The organism is Hylemonella sp. P2_B10 (assembly GCF_056404875.1).
Window position 1 is genome coordinate 677099 of sequence record NZ_JBFUDE010000004.1, and the last position, 18860, is coordinate 695958.

Below are 18860 nucleotides of genomic sequence, written 5' to 3' on the forward strand. Positions count from 1 at the left end.
AACAGAAGGATCCCATCGCCAATTGACATTTGGCTAGCAACACGTTTTCGAGGCTTCCATTTCCCCTTGTTGTTGGCGACGGGCTCCCAAGCGGCATCTGGACCAAAGTCTGCTCCGCATGATGAACACGAAACAGCCGCTCGTCCCTCGAGTAGCTCTCGACGACAGGCAGGGCAATACCATACGGTACTCATGCGACACGTTGAGATCGGTTGAGTAGGCGAACGGAAAGAGGCAAATACAACCCTAAGTCTCCTATAGGCGTATTAAACCAGACACCCTCACCCGCGCCGCAATGGCGCATGCGGCACCGAAAACTCCTGCGCCTGCGCGCCATCGCCCTTCAGCCAACTGCGTATCCAGTGCGTCTGGTTGCGGTCTGACAGCAGCGGCGTGTGGCCGGTGTGCGGGATGTGGGCCAGCGTCATGGCGCGGTTGCGCTGCATGCGCTGTATGGTGCGCTGCGACAGCGCGTCGGACTCCATGCCGTGCAGCAGCATCACCGGGCAGCGCACACGCTCCCACTGCACCCACTGGTCCAGGCTGTGGCGCGCGTCCTGGCGGTAGGCCTGCATGGCGCGCGGGTCATAACGGTATACGCGACCGCCATCCTCGGACGACCAGCGGGTCTGGAAGTAGGTCAGGAACAGGCGGATGTCGTCGCTGACCGGGCCGTCGTTCTTCTGTGCCGCGCCCACGCGACGCAGCATTTCCTCCGGCGAGCGAAAGACGTAGAAGCGCGACAGCGTTTCCGAGCGCCGCTTGCGCCGCGTGCTGGGGATGTAGGGGCCGATGTCGTTCAACACCATGCGGCGCACCAGCTTCGGGTGCCGCGCCGCCAGTTCTATGGCAACGCTGCCACCCAGCGACGAGCCCAGCACGGTTACAGCGCCTGCACCCAGGCGCGTCACCAACTGGCGCACCTGCTCCACATAGGTGGCCAGGGTGTACTCGCGCTCGTCGGCCAGCCAGCCGGAAAAGCCCCGGCCCAACCAGTCCATACAGACCACGCGGTACTCGTCGCGCATCTCGGCGGCCAGGAAGGAAAAGCGCATCGCGGTATTGGCCACGCCACCGCAGCAGATGATGACCGGCGCATCCGGTGGCCCCCAATCCGCATAGGCCACGCGGATGGCGTACGGCTTGCGCAGACGCGGTGGCACGCCCTTTTGCAGCGCCAACGGCTGCAGGTAGTCGAAGGACTTCAGTTGGTACAGGTCCTGAAAGCGCCGCGCCAGCTTGGATGCGGCCGCATCGTAATCGCGCCAGCGCGCCAGGTCTGCCGACAGGCCGGCACCGGCGGCCGTGCCGCGGCGCTCCACGCCGGGCACGCCGGACACGCCGGGTGTGCCGGGCACAGCGGCCCGTTTATCGGGGGAAGCGCCGCCGCTCATGCCCGTGGCTTCTTGCGCGAGGAACTGCCGCGCTTGGCCACGCGCTGGCGCTCGCGCTCACGCTGGCGCAGCACATCGATCAGCACATTGAAGGTGCGCGCCAGCTGGCCAATCTCGTCGCGCGTCTTCACGGTGACGGTGGCTTGCGAGTAATCACCGTTCTTCAGCGCGTGGGCGGCAGCCGTCAGGTCCTCCACTGGCCGGGCGATGGAGCGGGCAAAGCGCCAGGCCAGCACGAAGAACAGCAGGCCCAGCAACAGCAGGCTCCACTGCAGGTTGGTGAACAGCACGGCAAACGGTTGCTCGAAGTCCTTGCGCGATTCGGTCACGCCCACCACCCAGTCGTGGCCGCGCACCGGCGCAAAGCCGGCGATCTCCGGCACCTTGCTGATGCTGGAGTCGTAGGAGATGTGGCCCTGCTGCTTGGCGTTCACCATGGCGGAGGCCAGGTCGGGCATGTTCAGGTTGACCAGGTTATCGCGGCGGAAGCGCTTTTCCTCGCGAATCTCGGCCAGCTTGGCCGGCGCCAGCGGCGCCAGGCTGCTGTACAGCACTTTGGCATCCGGGTGGTAGATGACCACGCCGTCGCCGTCCACCAGGAAGAGCGTGCGCACGTCGGACCGCGCATCCTCCAGAATGGCGGCGAAGGACGAGGCTTTGATGCGCATCACCACCGCGCCGATGACGTTGCCGGCCATCCCATACACCGGGTAGGAATAGAACATGCCGGCGTCGCCCGCCACCGAGCCCACCACGATGCCGGTCACAAAAGGCTTGCCCTCCATCGCGCTCTTGAAGTAGGCCCGGTACATGAAGCTCTTGCCCACCACGTCGGGGTTGTTGGAGATGACAGCAGTGCCGGCCGCGTCCATCACCATCAGCAGGTCAAGATCCGAGTTGGCCTGCGCCAGCGACACCAGCTTGAAGCGGATGATCTCCTTGGCCTCGTCGGTTTGCGCGCGCAGCAGGCCGACAAAATCGGCATCGGTGCCCAGCGCGCGCGCCAGGTTCTCGCTGTCATTGATCAGCTGGGCCACCCGACCGGCTGTACTGCGGGCCAGCTGCTCCAGGTTGCGCAGTTCGCTGGCCGACACCACGTCCAGGCTGGAGCGCAGGTTGTAGGAGCCGACGATCAGCATCGGCACGATGGTGGCCAGCACCATGGCCGTGATGATCTTCACCGACAACGGCCACGACGACGGCTCCATCATGTCGCGCAGGCGCCGCCTGATGCGCGCCGGCCACTGGCGCGGCGAAGTCAGCACCGTCCACCACGAGGTGGTTGCCGCCGTGGTCTCGGCGTCAGCCCCGGCCCGCAGCGCCTCCTGCAAGCCCAGCGTGGAGCCATGGGCGGCAAACAACGCCCCGGCGAACTGGGCCACGTCCTGCGGCCGGTCCTGCGGGTAGGGCTTCAGCGCCCAGTCGACGGCTCTCAAATACTCCGGCGTATAACGGCCCTTGCCGGCTTCGACCGCCGGCAGCATGGTGTCGTTGACCACCCGCTCCGGTGCGATGGGGGGCTTCTTGCCGGTCATCATCCAGTACAGGGTGGCGCCCAGGCCGTAGATGTCGGTGAAAGCGCCCTGGTTGCCGTCCTCATACTGTTCTATGGGCGCGTAGCCGGGTGTCAGCGCATGGCCCATCAGATCGGCCGTGCCAACCGCCTGACGCGCCGAGCCGAAGTCCAGCAGCACCAGGCTGCCGTCCTCCTGGCGCACATAGATGTTGTCGGGCTTGATGTCGCGATGCAGGAAGCCCTCGGCATGCACCACCGACAGGCCTTCCAGCAAGGGCTGCAGCAGCTGCACCAGGTCGCGCTCGGTCAGGCTGCTGTTATTTCGCTGCCACCAGGAGCGCAGCGCATCGCCCTTCTCGTACTCCAGCACCATGTAGGCCGTCTTGTTGGCCTCGAAGAAGCGCGCCACCCGCACGATGTTGGGGTGGCGGAAGGTGGCCAGCGTGCGCGCCTCGGTCAGGAAGTTGTCCAGCCCCTGTTGGTACCGGTCGCGGTCGGTTTCCGAGTTGGCCGACACCGTCTTGGTGGACAGGCGGTAGGCAAATTGCTCGGGCAGGTATTCCTTGACGGCAAAGCGCGTGTTCAGGTTGACGTCGGTGGCGAGGTAGGTCAGGCCGAAGCCGCCCTTGCCCAACAGCCGGTCGATGCGGTATTCGAACAGCCTGAAACCCACCGGCAACTCCAGCTTGCCTGCACTGGGCATCGCCCGCGCGCTCTTGGGCTGCATGGTGACGTCCACATCCGGCTTGTCGATCGCCGCAGCGCGCTCGCCCGCGGGCCAATTGGCATCGATGCGGGTGCGATCGTCGTCTTCTTCACTGCCACTGCCGGTGGTGTTTCCGGTGTTACCCGTGTTGCCCGTATTGCCGGTATTGCCGCTGCCGCCGGTATCCCCCGTATTGCTGGTGTTGCCCGTCGTGTCCGAGCCGCTGCCGCTGCGGTACCGGCGCGCCTGTTCCAGAGGCAGCGTGCGCGCATACTGCAAGGACTCCAGCACCGCCGGCCGGATGACGGTGGCGTCGTCGGCATCTTCCGGTTCGGCAGGCGGCTGCGGCGCGGAGGGCAGCGGCGTCTTGCGCACGGCGCGAACGATGGTGCGGTCGTCCTCCTGTTGCGGCTCGAAGGCCGACATCAGCGGGTGGCGGTCACCGTCGTTGGCCATGGCGCCTGGCTCAACTGCGCCACAGGTTGACGATGGAATCGTCCAGCACGTCGGACGTCAGCAGCCGCGGGGCCGACACGTCGGCCTCGCTGTACCACACGCAACGCCCACCACCGCCGCTCAGGCAGGCGGAGAAAAAATTGTCGGCCGGCGACGCCGCCGCCGTGCCCAGACCGTGGCTGAGGTGAGGCATGGGCATGCCCATGCGCGCCAGTTCACCCTCCAGCTGGTCTATGGTCCAGTCGTCCTGCAGGGCATCCACCGCCAGATCTTCCAACCGGTGCAGCCACGACCACAGCGCGGCCTGGGCGTGGCTGGCCAGCGGCACCTGCGGCAGCGGGCAAGCCAGCGTCAGCGGGTAGTAACGGCCCACCCTGTCCACCGAAGGCATCACCACGCCGGTCCAGGTCTGGGCCTGCAAGGGAGGCGGAAGGAAACCGGGGGTGGCCACAAAACGCCAGGTCGGGCTGGACAGGTAGGCGTCCAGCCACTGGCCATCGCCCTCGGTGCGCAACCGCGCCAGGCCCGTGGACAACCAGTTGTCCCACAGGTGCACGAAGTCGGCGTCCAGCCGCCGGGTGGCGAAATCGCCCAGCGTGGGCAGCTTGCCATGCCAGCCTGCGGCAGATACAACCTGCGCAGCTGACATGGCGACGTTCACAGACGACCCCCACGTTCGCCCATTGCATGTGGCTCTCTGCCCCCCCAGGGGGCCTTCGCACCTTGGGACGGCCCTGCGGTGCTCACAGCGCCCCCGGGCAGCGGAACTGCTGGATCTCGCGCATGCGGAACGGGTTGATCACGCTGTTGGCGATGACCTCGAAGCGCACCTTTTTGCCGTCCAGCACGGCCTGCATGCTGAATTTTTCTGGCTGCGGCGAGGGCTGCACGTCAAAGCGGTCGAACATGCGGAACAGCGCCCAGGGCCCCTCGAAGCCCAGCGGCGTGACACCAGGTCCGCTCAAGCGGACTTGCGAGCTGACCTTCTGGCTGGGCCAGTTGATCACCACCGAGTTGGTGTTGCCCGCGGTGAACTTCATCGGCTGGCCGTCGATGTCCAGCGTCAGCTCCTTCAGCGCCGGGTCCCATTCCACCGCGCGCATTTCCAGCTTGAAGCTGGGCTGCTTGCTGCCGCCACGGAAGAAGCCTTCCTTGATGCGCGCCGCGCGCTGGAACTCCACCAGCGCGGCCGGTGTGGCCGGCTTGGTGCCGTCGCCCAGCGGCTTGTACTTCCACGGCGTGCTGCCGGTGTCCACCAGGTTGACCAGGCGGCGCTGGTAGAAGTCATCCAGCATGCCGCCGACGCCAAACAGCTGACCGAAATCGTCCGGCAACACATCGGCCTGCGAGCCGGAGGCGAACGGGTAACGGTTGGTGATGGCGCGGCTGCAGAAGTCGAAGATGGGCTTTAACTCGCTGGTCAGCACCTCGCGCTCGCCCTCGCGGCCGCCTTTGGCGCTGGCATCGGCCAGTGCGCCCAGCATGCTGCGTATCGGTTCGGGCTGCGTGCCAGCGGCGGCCTTCACCTTGTCGGCGCCGCCCGGGGGCGGGGGCGGGGCCTTGCTCTTTTGCGCCGCGTCCACCGCCTGCAGTTGCGCATAGACCTCGCCGAACAGTTTCAGCGTGTCGTCAATCGGCGCCGGGCTGCCTTGCACCTGCCGGTTCATGGCGGCGAAGTGGTCGTCGACGATGCGCTCTATGGGCCCGCTGGCGGCATCGGGTGTGGGCTGAGCGCCGGCCAGCTTGGCCAGGTCGTCCTTGGCCTTGTTGGCCTGCTCGGCCAGCTTGCCGACCACGCTCTGGCTGGCCTGGCCGGCGGGCGGCACCAGCGTGGTTTCACGCGCGACACCGCGCAGGTAGGCGGCCAGTGGCGAATCCACCGCGGCCAGCACGCGCGCGGCGTTCATGCTGGCGGCCACGCCGGACAGCTTGATCAACCGCACATCGGCCAGGTAGGCGTCCCAGGTCTTCACATAGTCTTCCAGGTACAGGCGACGCACCTTGTCGGTCACCTCGTTGCCCGCCACGTCCTTGACGGACAAGGTCTTGGCCGGCACGCCCAGCACCCAGCTTTCCTCGGCGCCCAGCTTCAGGGCCACGGGCTGCAGCGAGCCCTGGAAGGTCTTCTGATAGCCGTCTTTGGAGTAGAAGCCCGAGATGCCCTTGGTCAGCGGCTCGCCACTGGCGCGCTCGAACACCTGGGCGGCGTTCGGCCCACCGGCGCGCGCCACCGAGAACTCGGGCAGGTCACCCCGGTAACTGCGCTTCAGGCGGCTGTAGATGCGGTATTCCAGCGGGTACACGGTGAGCATGTCGCGGGTGGCATCCACCAGCGCCTTGTCCATCGGCGCCACGCTGCTGGGCGCGCCCAGCGCCAGCAACGCGTCCAGGTGCGCGTCCAGCGCCTTGCGCTGTTCCGGGCTCATGCTGCGCGCGTAGTTGACGTCCCAGTCCACCGACACCCAGGCCTTCAGCGACTCGGGGTCGAATTTGTCGGGCGTGTACAGCATCAGGTAGCCCTTGAGCGCCTCGTAAGCCTGCTCCAGGTTGTTCTTGTTGGTGGCGCGCAAGCGCTCTTCCAGCCGGCGCGCCAGGCGCGGCAGCAGCGCGTGCTGCAACAGCTTGTGGTACGCGATCTGCGCTGCGGCGTCCAGCTTGTCACCCTGGTACAGGCCCAGCGTATTCAACAAAGGCGGGTTGTCGATGGCGAAGTCCGGCGACTGCGCCGCCTGGTGCACCGCCATCAGCGCGGGCGGCAGCGGCGACACATCACCCGACTGCGCGGCTGGCAGGCTTTCCACCAGCGGCTTCAATTCCGGCACCTTGGCCGCCACCTGCTGGGCATAGGCGGTGTTGCGCATGTAGCTGATGGCCCAGCCCACCACCAAGCCCAGCGACAGCAACGCCACCACCGCAAAGCCGGTGCTGCGCAGCACCGTGCGGCGGCGCTCGGCCACCGGGTTGAAGGCCACCAGGTGCTGCTCTTTGAAGATCAGGTCCTGCAGCAGCTGGCGCAGGAAAAAGCTTTTGCCCCGCTGGCCGCTGGCGGCCGTGGCCCGCCCGGCCAGGCCGAAGGAGCGCGACAGCGCGCCCATCACCCGGTCTATCGGCGTGCCCTCTTGCGTGCCGCTGGTGAAGTAGACACCGCGCAGGCGGGCGTCCTCCTGCAGGCTGCCGCCGCTGGCAAACACCATGCTCAAAAAGTCCCCCAGCACCGGCCGCAGGCTGGCCAGCTCCATCGGGAAGGCGAACATGGCGGCGCGCTTGGCGCCGTCGCGCTCGGCCTGCAGGCGCTCGAACAGGCCGCTGTTCAGGCGCTGCTCCAGCGCGATGAAGTCGGCGTCGAACGAGGCCATCAGCTGCGCGCCACCGGCGTCGGGCGCGAAGGTGAAACCCCAGACCTGGTCGCGCTGCTCCTTGGAGAAGGCGTCAAAGGTTTCGTTGAAGCCGGCCACCAGATCGGTCTTGGTGATCAGCACATACACCGGCGCGCGCACCCCCAGCTTGGTCTGCAGCTCGTGCAGGCGCTCGCGCAGCTTGGTGGCGTGCTCCTTGCGCTCGGTGACGTTCTGTTGCAGCAGGTCCTGGATGTTGATGGTCAGCAGCACACCGTTGATGGGACGGCGCGGCCGGCCCTGGCGCAGCAGCGCCAGGAAGTTGTCCCAGGCCTTGGCGTCCACCACCGCATCGGACTCCTGCGTGGTGTAGCGGCCGGCCGTGTCCACCAGCACCGCCTCGCTGGTGAACCACCAGTCGCAATTGCGTGTGCCGCCTATGCCCTTGACCGGGCTGTTGCCCGTGCTGTCGGTCAACAGGAACTGCAGGCCGGCGTTCTGCAGCGCCGTGGTCTTGCCCGAGCCGGGCGCACCGACGAACACATACCAGGGCAAGTCATACAGCGATCCCGTGCTGCTCAACCAGGACTTGCGCCCGGCCTTCTTCAGCTTGTCCATGGCCTCGCGGAAGCGCTGGTCCAGCAACTGGCCCTCGCGGTCGGTGGCGGCGGCGCCAGCCGACATGCCGCGCAACAACGCGGCGTTGGCGCGCTTGCGCCGCCAGGCGCGCCAGGCCAGCACGGCCACCAGCAACAGCCACAGCACCACGATCCACAGGGTGCGCGCCAGCCAGCCGTCCATCGGCCGCCAGCTGCCAAAGGCCAGCAAGGGCCCCACCCACCAGATCAGCGCGGTCAGGACCCCCATGCCCAGCACGCTGAGCACCACCGGACTGAGCAACCAACTCCAGAACCGCTTCATCGGCCCACCCTCATTTGAGTTATCCGCGCTGCCTGTGTTGTCCGCGTCATGTTGTGCGCCTCGCTCACTGCGGCTGCGCCAGCGTCAGCGTGATTTCCACGCGCCGGTTTTGGGACCGCCCCTGCGGCGTGGCGTTGTCACCCACTGGCTGGGTGTCGGCCAGGCCCTCGGAGCGTATGCGCTCGGGCTTGATCTTGGTGCCCAGAATGTCTTTCACAGACTGCGCGCGCTCCTGCGACAAATGCCAGTTGGACGGGAAACGCAACGAGCGTATCGGCTGGTTGTCGGTGTGGCCGGTCACCAGCACCTTGCCCGGCAGCTTGGCCAGCTCGTCGCCAATGCGGTTGAGCAGCGGCAGCACCTTGGCGGCGACCTCGGCGCTGCCGGCGTTGAAGAAGCCGTCACCCCGGATGATGATGATGGAGCGGTCTACCAGGTCGCGCACCTCCACCTGGCCGGCATCGATCTCGGGCTTCAGGAAGCCCGACAGGCGCGGCTGTGGCGCGGGCGCAGGTGGCGGCGGGGGTGGCGGCATGGCGGCGGGCTTGACGTCCAGCGCCTGCAAACTGGTGAACACGGCGTCGGTGTTGCCGGCAATCAGCAGGCGCAAGGCCACGAACAGCAGCGCCAGCACCAGCGCGGACAGCGTGGCCACCAGCCAGATGGGAATGCCGTCGCGCAGGCGCCGGCCGTCGGCCACGCCGGCCCAGCGCGGCGACAGCTCTTGCAAGGCGCTGCCGCTTTGCTCGCGCAGCATGAGCGCCAGCTTCTCGCGCACGCCGTCCAGCTGGGCACGGCCGCCCTGCACCACCCGGTAGCGGCCCTCGAAGCCCAGCGCCAGGATGACGTAGATCAGTTCCAGCAGGCCCCGGTTGGCGGTGACGTTCTCGGCCAGCTTGCCCAACAGCTGGAACAACTTTTCGCCACCCCAGGATTCGTTGTGGAACAGCACCAGCAGGCTTTGCGACGACCAGGCACCCGAGCCGCCCCAGGGCGTGCTGGACGCGCATTCGTCGATGAAGGTGCACAGCAGGTAGCGGCCGGCCACCACCTGTTCGTTGGGCAGGCCCTGGGCGCGCGCCGCGGCCTCGAACTTGCGCACCGCCTCCACCAGCGCGGCGCGCAGCGCCGCAGGGTTGGCATGCTGCGGCATCACGCGGATGCGCGAACCGGTCACCAGCAGCGGCGCGGCCAGTTGCAGCAGCGGGCTCAGGCCCGCGCTGCCGGGCACCTCGGGCAGGCCCACCGCCTCCATGGCGGGAGCGCCACCGGCCACGGATGGCGCGGCCGGGGCGCCGCCGGGCGGTGCCTGCAGCGGCGCACCTGCCGGGGGTGTGGGCACGGCACCCGGCGCAGGCGCGCGCACGCCACGGCCCGCCGAGGGCTTAATGACGGTGCGGTCCTGCTCGAAATCGGAAAACGGGTCGTATTCGCTCATGGGGCTGCCGCTTTCACACGCACACTATCACAACCGGGCTACGGCCTGATGGCCCAGAACTCCAGCTCCAACCCGGGGAATTCGCCGGCAATGTGCATGGCCAGACCGCCGGAGTTCTCCAGCTCACGCCACATCTCGTTGCCGCGCGTCTCCAGCTCGAAATAGCAAAAGCCGGCGTGAAAAGGAATCTGGCGCGGCGCCACCGGCAGCGCCCGCAGCGTGACGCCGGGCAACTGCAGGTTCACCAGGTCGCGGATGCGCTCGGCCGGACCGATCTTGACCTGGGTAGGAAAGCGCGCGCGCAACTGTTCGCTGCCGATCTGCGCATTGACCGCCAGCACGAACTGGGCGCTGCGCTGCAGCTCCAGGTCGGCAATGATGGCCACGCGAATGCCGTACTTGCGCTCCTGCAGCTCTATCGGGATGGCCGACTGCTCGCGCACCATGGACAGCGACTGGCGCAGGTCGTTCATCAGCGCGGCCAGGCAGGGTGCCGGGTCGTCGTGGTTGTAGGCCGGCAACTCGGCCGGGCGCTTGCTGTCGCGGAAGGTGGCCAGCTCACCGGCCAGGCCCAGCAGCGTGGCGTACATCTGCTCGGCGTGGAAGACCGGGTTGGCGCGCATGTGCACCAGTTGCGGCTCAAAGCGGTTGCAGACCTGCAGCAGCAGGAAATCGGCGATCTCGCCCACGCCGGCGCGGCCCGGCTGGGCCAGCCGCCCGGCCAGCGACTCGCCGCGCTGGTGCAACAGGCCGATGACCTCGCGCAGGAAGCCGTCGGCCAGCGCGTTGTCCACCACATGCAGCATCGGCGGCAGGTGCTGGGTGTCCAGCAGCAGCCGGCCGTCGGCACGGCGCTCGATGACGCGGGCCACACCCAGGTGCGCATAGCCTTCGTTGGCGTCGCGTTCCAGCAACAGGCGCAGGTTCAGCCGGCCCACCTGCAACGGTGCCTGGCGCAGGTTGGCCGCATGGCTGTCGGCCACGTCGACGTCGGCGGCGTGGTAGCGCGCCGGCATGGCCGCCGAGGTGTCTTCCACGTCGCTTTCGGCCACGCCGGGACGGATCAGCGCCACCGCCAGCACCACGCGCTCATCGCGCACGTCGGCGGGAATGTCCAGTGCCGGCGGCGCCGGGTCGTCGCCGGGCAGCGAGAACGGGGTGCCGTCAGGCAGCACGCCGCTGGCATGCGTCAGCGCCAACTTGCCCTGGTGCAGCGCGGCCTCGTCAATGCCCAGTGAATAGAAGCCCCAGGGATAGGCCACGGACTGGCGCAGGCGCGCGTCCAGCGAGCGCGTCACGAAACGGTCTTGCTGCTGGAAATGCTGCGGCTGGAGGAACATGCCCTCCGTCCACATGACTTTGTTGTGCCAGGTCATAGTCTCGAAATGGGGTCGTCAACCATCTGGGCCCTGGGTAGGAGCCACTGATGATACCTGCATGGATTGAAACAGGCCCTCATGGGATCATGTGGTTGGTCTGCCCCGCATTCGTGAACTGGATCACGCCGCCCCAGATGCAGGTCAGCATGGACACGTTGTCCAGCGCCGGCGCGTTGCACAGCATCACCGTGGGCGCGCCGGGGACCCAGGGCGCCGGCGTGTTGGGTATGCAGGGCATGGGCGTCAGCACGCCCAGGGCGGCGGCGGTGGCGGCGGCCACCATGGGGTTGCTGGGCGAGTTGCACATGCCGAACGGCGGGATGTTCATGATGGGGATGTGGTCCATGATGTTGGCCGCCATCATGTTGTTGGTGATCACCGTCTTGGGCGTAGGCATCAGGGTGCTGGGGGCCACGCCGAAGCTGCACTTCATCATGGCGCCCATGCAGGTCTGCATCGGCATGGTCAACCTCCTTCCGGGGCGCCTTGCAGCCACACGGCCAAGGCGGTGAAATTGTCATGGCTGGGCAGGCCCTGGGTGGCCTGGCGTATCAGGCGCTCGAGCTCGGCCAGCCAGGACTCGGGGGTGGGCTGGCCACGCAGCGAATCCATCAGCACGCCGTCGGGCAGGTATTCCCACACGCCGTCCGAGCACAGCAGCAGCACGTCGCCGCCAGCCAACTGGCGCGAACTGTCGGTGGCGCTGGCATCCAGTTCGTCCATTTCGCGGCCCAGCGCCGAGCACAGCACGCTGCGGTTGGGGTGGCTGCGCACCTCGTCCTCGCGGATCACGCCGGCCGCCACCAGCGACTGTACGAAGCTGTGGTCCAGCGTGTGCTCCAGCATGCGCCCGCCACGGAACCAGTACAGCCGCGAATCGCCGCAGTGGGCCCAATCGGCGCGGCCCGTCACCACGTCCAGGCCCAGGCCCACGATGGTGGTGTGCATGTCGCGGCGCGGGCCGGTGGGCTCGCGCCCATCCAGCACCGCCTGGTTGGTCTGGCGCAGCAGCGCCATCAGTTCGGTGCCGTTGGTGGTGGGTGTCTGTGCAAAGCCCCCCAGCATGGCGGTGACGGCCAGCCGCGAGGCGATGTCGCCGCCGCCATGGCCGCCGGCGCCGTCGGCCAGCACGCAGCACAGGTGGCGCTCGGAGGCCCAGTGGCCGCAGGCGTCTTCGTTGTACTTGCGCCCGCCGGGGTCGGACTTGATGGCGATGGTGTAGCTGAGCATGAACGTGCCGCCTAGTTCTTCTTGCTGGCGTTCAGTTCCGCCACATAGCGCTCGAAGGCCTTGCCGAACAGTTCGTCAAAGTCTTCCTCCACCTCGTGCGACAGCTGGCCGAACTGCTCCTGGAACAGCTCCCACAGCTTGGCCTTGCGACTGGACGGCAGCAGGCCGCCACCAGCACCCGCGCCCAGTTTCTTCTCCAACTGGGCCGGGTCGAAACGCTTGACCGCCTCGGCCAGCGCGCCGCGCATGCCGGCCATCACACCGAGTTGGTGGGCGCGCAGGCTGTCATAGGCGTCGCGCATGGAATCCACCGGGCCCATGAAGCCGGCGGTGGGCGGGCCCAGCAGGTACTGCAGTGCGAACTCCACCGTGGGTGAAAATTTCAGTGCGTTGTTGCGGTTGGGCACCATCACCGTGACCTCGGCACGCACCTCTTTCTTCAGCGCGGTGCGCGCGGCCAGCAATTCCACAGTGCCCTTGGCGGCTTCGCGCACCAGCTCGCCCAATTGGCGCATGGCTTCGGGCGTCAGCGGCGCCATGCGCAACTCGGACGCCCCCAGCCCTTGCAGGAAAGCCAGCATCAGTTGTTGCGAATCGGCGCTGGCCGAAAACGGCGCCGGCACCGGCGTGGTCAGGTCCGGCGCGGCGCGCGGCGCCGGAGCCGGCACGGCAGGCGGCTGTGGTGCGGCTGGCGCCACGGGTTGGGCCGCCACCGGCGTGGGTGGCGGTGCAGGTACCGGCGCGCGCCCGGGCGGCCGGGCAATGATGGTGGCCGACTCCGGTATCAGCATCTGCGGCGCGGGCTTCGCCGCTGGCGCGACCTGGGCCGGCTGGTCCCAGGACAGCACGGCCCCGGACAGTGGTGTGGTTGCAGTCGGATTGAACGGTGGCGGCGCTGGAATCGGCGCATGCGCGGGCACGGCGCGCCCTTGGTGCCAGGGTGCCTGCATGTCTGACGCATGGTCGTGGTCACTGGCGCCGCCCGGCTTCGCACTTTGCAGTAAGGCCTGCATGGGGTCACCGCTGGCGGCGGTGTTGGGTTGCGCAACCTGGTGCTCGCCCAGCAGGGAAGAGCCGGCCAGCGGATCACCCGAGGGCGCGCCACCGGACAGGCCAAACAACGCATCCAGCGACTGCTCGCTGGACGGCTGTGCCACCGGCAAGTCGTCCATCAGCGGGTTGGGGTGGCGCCCCGCGGGTGGCCGGGGCGCACTGGCACCCAGGTTGGCGGCCGGCGCCGGGGGATCGGGGCGGAACGGATCCCAGTCGTCCGGGATGCCGGCAGCTTGAGGGCGTGCGGCCGGTGCGCTCGCCACCGGCGGTGCCGCACGCGGTGCCGGTACAGGTGCAGCCCGTGGCGGCGACGGTGGGGGCGGCGCGGGTCGCTGTGCCGGAGAGGCAGTGATATCGCCTTTGGCGGCGCGCACAGGTGGCTGTGCGGACGGCGCCGGAGGCGCGCGACCACCCACCACACCGGCATCGCCATCGAAATCGGCAAACGGGTCGTTGGCCTTGGGCGCGGCGCCGTTGGAGACGCTGATCAGGTAGCCACCGATCTGGATGTCGTCACCCACCACCAGCAGCACCTCGCGGCCGTTGCCTATGGGTTGGCCGTTGTGCAGCACGGCGTTGCTGCCGCGGTCCACCAGCGCATAGTGGCCGGCGCGGAACACCAGCTGCGCGTGCACGCGGGAAATGGTGCGCTCGGCGTCGGGCAGCACCAGCTGGTTGGTGTCGGCGCGGCCAATGGTGCCGCCCAGTTCGTCAAAACTGACCGGTGGAATATTGTTGACGGCCGCGCCGTTGTAGCTGATGACGCTCAGGACGATCATGAATTTCTCTGTGTGTCCATGTGAGTCGGATTATCAGCGCTTCACCGCAGAATGTGGCATTGTCCGTTGACCACGGCGATGCGCACCGGCCAGGCGTTGCTGCTGCCGTCCGGCGCCGCTGCGGTGCGCAGCGCCGGCTCACCGCCGGCCACCAGGCACTCCAGCAGCCGGTCGTTGGCGCAGGGGCGAAAGCGCAGCGCGTCGGCCTCAGGAATCAGCATCTTCAGCGCCTTGGTGGCATGCAGCAGTTGCAGGCGCGAGCGCAGCCGGGTGGTCAGCTCGTCCAGCGGCTGCTGGTAGGCCAGCGCCAACTCCTCCAGTCGCAGGCGGCTGGCGGCGACGAAGATGTCCACATCACCACGCGCCAGCCCGACCGCGATGTCCTGCACGAACTGCACCGCCAGGGGTTTCACCGCGTCCACGCTGGGCACCGGTGGCGCGTCCAGCCAGCGCCAGCGCGGAAACTTCAGCGGCAATTGCGCCACGATGGACACCGCATGCGGCACCTGGTAGACGTCACCATCGGCCACCGCCCAATCCAGCTCGGCCAGCGTGCGCGCCTGCAACTCGCTGCCCAGCTGGCCCATGCGCGGAAGCAGCAGCCGCAGGCTGACGCCCACCAGCCCGTCCGCCACCTTGGGGGTGGTGATGGGGCGGCCCGAATCAGCCGGCGGCGGGTCAATCACCAGCGTGACCTCGTTGTCGCCGGCCAGCAAGTACTCGTGCACTGGCAGACACAGCGTGCCGCCGGCACTGCCCAGGCGACCCACCGGCACATCGTTGAGCAGCACCTCGGCGGCGCAGCCCTGGGCCTGCAGACGCAGCATCAGCACGCGGTCCATCAGCCCAGGCTCCAGTCAAGCAAGCTGACGGCGGGCAGCAGGAACAAGGTCTTGCGTGTGCGGCCCAGCACCGGGTCATGCACCACCAGCGGCAGCGACACCGGCTCGGTGGCCAGACGCGCGTACCATTGCCAGCCGCCACTGCCCGCCAGACGCGGGCGCAGGCCCACTTCGCCGGTCAAGGCGCCGGTACAGGGGCCGGCCTCACACCACAGGGCGGCGTCTTCCACAGCCAGCGGGTCAAATTCGACCTGGAACTTGAACTGCCAGCGGCAGGTCAACCCCAGCAACAGCTCAAACATCCCAGGTTGGGCCGCCTCGCGCGCCAGGTCGTGGCGCATCGGTGCCTCACCGCGCGCCATCAGGCGCAGGCGGGTGCGGGTGACGCCCAATTCGATGTCACCCACCAGTTCCAGGTCGATCTTGTGCAGCAGGTCCAGGCCGCCGGCCACGCGCAGGAAGGGCGGGCCGGACAGCCCCTGCTCGCCTTCGCGCCAGCCCCAGGCCAGCGTGGCCTGGCCGGTCATCAGGGAACTGGCGGAGCGCATGCTGGCGTTCTGGGTGGCGGTTTGCCAATGGCTGAACAGCCCATCCAAGCCGTTGTTCAGCGCCTGGTGCAAGCCTTCCTGTACACCCTGGGCCCAGCCGGTGGACGCCAGTGGCGTGCCGTCGCGTTCCAGCCGGCAGCGGGTGGCACCCAAGGCGAAGGCCGATGGCGCCTCGGCGCCCACCGGGCGTGGCCAGCGCTGCTCGTCGCCGGCTTCGCGCTGCAAGGACCACAGGTATTGGTCAGCCGGATAAGCAAACACATGCGTCTGCAGTGGGCCGGTGGGCACGCCATCGTCGCGCAGGCCGCAGCTGGCGCCGCGCAGCAGCGCGGTGTCGGGCACGGGCTCCTCCAGCAGCGGCGCACCCATGCCACTGGCCGCTGGCGTGGGCGGCAGCGCCGGCACCTGCCAACTGACCGCCTGCGCCAGGTGGCCGCGCCACTGCGACAAGCCGTGTGCACCGGCGTAGCTGACCAGTGGGTGGCGGTCCTGGTCGCAACGCGCATGCGACAGCAGGCGCACCTGCAGCCGGGCCTGGCCACCCATTTTGGACGCATGCGTCAGCACGGTGATCTGCGGTGGCGCCGGCCGCCCCGGTCCCACCCGCACCGAGGCCAGCGCAGGTTGGTGCGGCAACAACTGCCAGATGTCGTCTTGCTGCTGGTATTCGCGCCGCCAGTCGATTTCCAGCAGGCGTATGTCCACCGCCTCCAGGTCACAGGCCAGGCGCGCCAGCGGCACCGCATCGACATCGGCCTCGCGGGCCTTGGCATCGTGCCAGTCCAGCAGCGCGGCGTCGGCGCGCAAGAACTCGGCCGCCACCTGCCGGCCATCGTCGGCACGGCGCCCCAGGGTGGTGGCGCAGCGCACCACCAGCTGGTGCAGCTTCACCCATTCGTCCAGCCGCTCGTCCACCAGCACCGCCAACGCCCATTCGTTGTCGGGCTTGTCTTCGAAGTTGGGGCCCAGTACGCAGCACAGGTTGACGTAGCGCGCCACGGCGGCGTCCTGCACCAACTGGTGCACAGAAGCCTTGCGGCGGGCGGCGTCCAGGTAGTCGGCAGCACGCCCTTGCAAGCGCGCGAACAGATCCGGCCAGTGCGCAGCCAGGATGCCGCGCCACGCCTGCGTCAGCGTGTCGATGCCGGTGTCGGGCGGCGCCGCGCTCACTGGGCTACCCTCCGTCTTTCAGACTGCGGTGCGAGCGTCTTGGGAACGGCCCGGCGACGCATGCCAGCGCCCCGCTGTGAAATGCATCAGGACGCAAGGGGGTCGTCCTTCTTCTCCGGCGGCGTCACGCTTTTTCCCGCCTTGGGGCTGGCACCGCTGCCGGAGCCGCCACCTCCGCCGGAATTGATCATCACCATGGTGCCGGTGATCATCACGCCGCTGGGGCCCAGCACCACCGAGGAGCTGCCGGCCTTCAGCGTCATCATCACCCCGGCCTCCACCACCACGTTGACGCCGCCCTTGATGTGCACGTTGACGCCGGCGTCCACACCCAGGTTAGTGCCCAGCTTGACGTCCATCTGCGTGCCGGCCTTGTGCGAGATCGACACCGAGGATTCGTTGACGATGTCGCCGGTGGCCTTCAGGCTGGCCGCGCCGGTGACCTCGTGGTCAAACGCGCCGCCCACCTTCATCTTGACGTCACCGTCCACCTTTTCGGTCAACGTCTTGGTCACCAGGCGCTCCTGCTTGCCGCGCACCTCCAGTGTGGCGTCGTTCTTCACCAGCTGATGGAAGTCCTTCTCGGCTTGCAACCAGACGTATTCGGAACCCTTCTTGTCCTCGAAGCGCAGCTCGTTGAAATTGGCGGCGCCGCCGCCCTTGCTGGAGCGGCTGCGCAGTGTGCTGACCGTGGCATTGCCCGGCAGCGCATAGGGTGGCGTCTGCTCGCCGTTGTAGACGCGCCCGGTGATCAGCGGGCGGTCCGGGTCGCCGGCCAGAAAATCAACCACCACCTCCTGGCCAATGCGCGGCAGCGAGATGGCGCCCCAGCCCTGGCCGGCCCAGGGGCTGGAGACACGCACCCAGCAGGAACTCTTGTCGTCCTTCTGGCCCAAGCGGTCCCAATGGAACTGCACCTTGACGCGGCCATGCTGGTCGGTGTGGATCTCCTCGCCCGACGGCCCCACCACCACGGCGGTGTGCAGTCCCGCCACCTGGGGCTTGGGCGTGGCGCGCGGCGGGCGATACGTCTCGCTGGCCGGCATGGCGGTAAAGTGGCAGGTGAAGAAGGTCAGGTCCTCGCCCGATTCGTAGCCGCTGTAGGCGCATTCAATGCGGGTGGCCAGTGCGATGTGCGCCTGGTTCTGGTCGGCGCGCGGGTGGCTGGCCAAGGTGAAGCGGTAGCCACAGGCCATGGCGCGCATGGAACCCGAGCCATCGGCCCGCGCGTACTGGGCCTGCAGCTCTTCGACACGCAGCTTGGAATAGCGGTCGCCGGCCGCCTTGGTGGGGTAGGTGCCGGGGTAGTCATAAACCTCCAGCTTGGTGGAGGCGGTGCTGCGGGTGGCCTTGGCGGTGGTCTCCAGCGAGGTGCTGGGCTGGACGAAGTCGTAGTCGCGCAGCACCACCTGGCCGGACTGGATTTCCTTGCGTGTGCGCCATTGGGTGATGGGCTCGACGTCAAGCTGGCCGTCGGCCGACTCGCGGTATTCGAAACTGGCCTGCAGCGGGTTGGCGGTGTGCGCGCTGGGCGCGTTGACGATCACCATGGTGTGCTTGCCCGCTTCATGCTTGAAGTAGTAGTACACCCCCTCCTGCTCCATCAGCCGGCTGACGAAGTTGAAATCGCTCTCGCGGTACTGCACGCAGTACTCGTATTGCGGCAACGTGCCGCTGATCTGGAACTCATAGTCGGCGCTGAAGGGCGCGAACACCTTCTTCAAAATGTCTTCCATGCTCATGGCCTGGAAGATGCGGGTGTCGCTGCGCCGGGTCAGCAGCCACAGCCAGGGCCGCAGCACCAGGCGGTAGCCGAACTGCTTGCGCACCGCGCCTTCGATGCCCATGGCGCACACCAGGCCGTGGAAGTGGCGCGGTTTGCCGTCGGCCAGCTCCACCGTCACGCTGGCGGGTTTTCCCAGCAGGTCCTCGGACTGGATGGCCTCGCTGGCGGCCAACGCCTGCACGTCGAACTCGAACAGTTGGCCCAACGCCTCGGTGGCGGCCATGCGCTTGAACTTCAGGCCGGTGTTGCCGGTCGTCGTCAGCGTCATCACCGTGGAGTTTTCAGCCATTGCATGGGCCCTTTGAGT

At 67.9% G+C, this 18860-nt stretch carries 12 protein-coding genes; all 12 read right to left on the bottom strand.

Annotated features, from left to right (window positions below; translation table 11 throughout):
- Nucleotides 1-281 precede the first annotated feature (281 nt).
- The 12 genes from AC1DX2_RS20965 to AC1DX2_RS21020 all read right to left on the bottom strand — a co-directional run bounded on the left by AC1DX2_RS20965 (nt 282) and on the right by AC1DX2_RS21020 (nt 18842).
- Nucleotides 282-1394, bottom strand: coding sequence for an alpha/beta fold hydrolase (locus AC1DX2_RS20965; RefSeq protein ID WP_477198337.1), 1113 nt, complete (start codon nt 1392-1394; stop codon nt 282-284).
- On the bottom strand, nt 1391-4072 hold the full coding sequence (locus AC1DX2_RS20970; RefSeq protein ID WP_477198338.1) for a protein kinase domain-containing protein: 2682 nt from the start codon (nt 4070-4072) through the stop codon (nt 1391-1393). Before AC1DX2_RS20970 ends, AC1DX2_RS20965 begins: the two co-directional genes overlap by 4 nt.
- Before the next feature lie 10 nt (nt 4073-4082).
- Entirely contained in the window at nt 4083-4721 is a 639-nt protein-coding gene (gene tagF / locus AC1DX2_RS20975) for a type VI secretion system-associated protein TagF (protein WP_477198339.1), read from the bottom strand.
- 94 nt (nt 4722-4815) lie between these two features.
- Nucleotides 4816-8328: a type VI secretion system membrane subunit TssM gene (tssM, locus tag AC1DX2_RS20980; RefSeq protein ID WP_477198340.1), complete on the bottom strand. Its 3513-nt coding sequence runs from the start codon at nt 8326-8328 to the stop codon at nt 4816-4818.
- A 64-nt stretch (nt 8329-8392) separates the two neighbouring features.
- Nucleotides 8393-9766: a type VI secretion system protein TssL, long form gene (gene tssL, locus AC1DX2_RS20985; protein WP_477198341.1), complete on the bottom strand. Its 1374-nt coding sequence runs from the start codon at nt 9764-9766 to the stop codon at nt 8393-8395.
- Between the two features lie 38 nt (nt 9767-9804).
- Nucleotides 9805-11142 (bottom strand): type VI secretion system baseplate subunit TssK, encoded by a 1338-nt coding sequence (gene tssK, locus AC1DX2_RS20990; RefSeq protein ID WP_477198342.1) that lies wholly within the window; start codon nt 11140-11142, stop codon nt 9805-9807.
- A gap of 79 nt (nt 11143-11221) precedes the next feature.
- Nucleotides 11222-11608 carry a DUF4280 domain-containing protein gene (locus AC1DX2_RS20995; RefSeq protein WP_477198343.1) on the bottom strand — a complete coding sequence of 129 codons (387 nt, stop codon included), beginning with the start codon at nt 11606-11608 and terminating at the stop codon, nt 11222-11224.
- Nucleotides 11609-11610: 2 nt separating this feature from the next.
- Entirely contained in the window at nt 11611-12375 is a 765-nt protein-coding gene (locus AC1DX2_RS21000; RefSeq protein ID WP_477198344.1) for a PP2C family protein-serine/threonine phosphatase, read from the bottom strand.
- Nucleotides 12376-12386: 11 nt separating this feature from the next.
- A complete protein-coding gene (tagH, locus tag AC1DX2_RS21005) occupies nt 12387-14207 on the bottom strand; it encodes a type VI secretion system-associated FHA domain protein TagH (RefSeq protein WP_477198345.1) in 1821 nt (606 codons plus the stop codon).
- 41 nt (nt 14208-14248) lie between these two features.
- Nucleotides 14249-15049 (bottom strand): hypothetical protein, encoded by an 801-nt coding sequence (locus AC1DX2_RS21010; RefSeq protein ID WP_477198346.1) that lies wholly within the window; start codon nt 15047-15049, stop codon nt 14249-14251.
- Nucleotides 15049-16767 (bottom strand): hypothetical protein, encoded by a 1719-nt coding sequence (locus AC1DX2_RS21015; RefSeq protein ID WP_477198347.1) that lies wholly within the window; start codon nt 16765-16767, stop codon nt 15049-15051. Before AC1DX2_RS21015 ends, AC1DX2_RS21010 begins: the two co-directional genes overlap by 1 nt.
- A gap of 86 nt (nt 16768-16853) precedes the next feature.
- Nucleotides 16854-18842, bottom strand: a complete 1989-nt coding sequence (locus AC1DX2_RS21020) for a type VI secretion system Vgr family protein (protein WP_477198348.1) — start codon at nt 18840-18842, stop codon at nt 16854-16856.
- Nucleotides 18843-18860 lie beyond the last annotated feature (18 nt).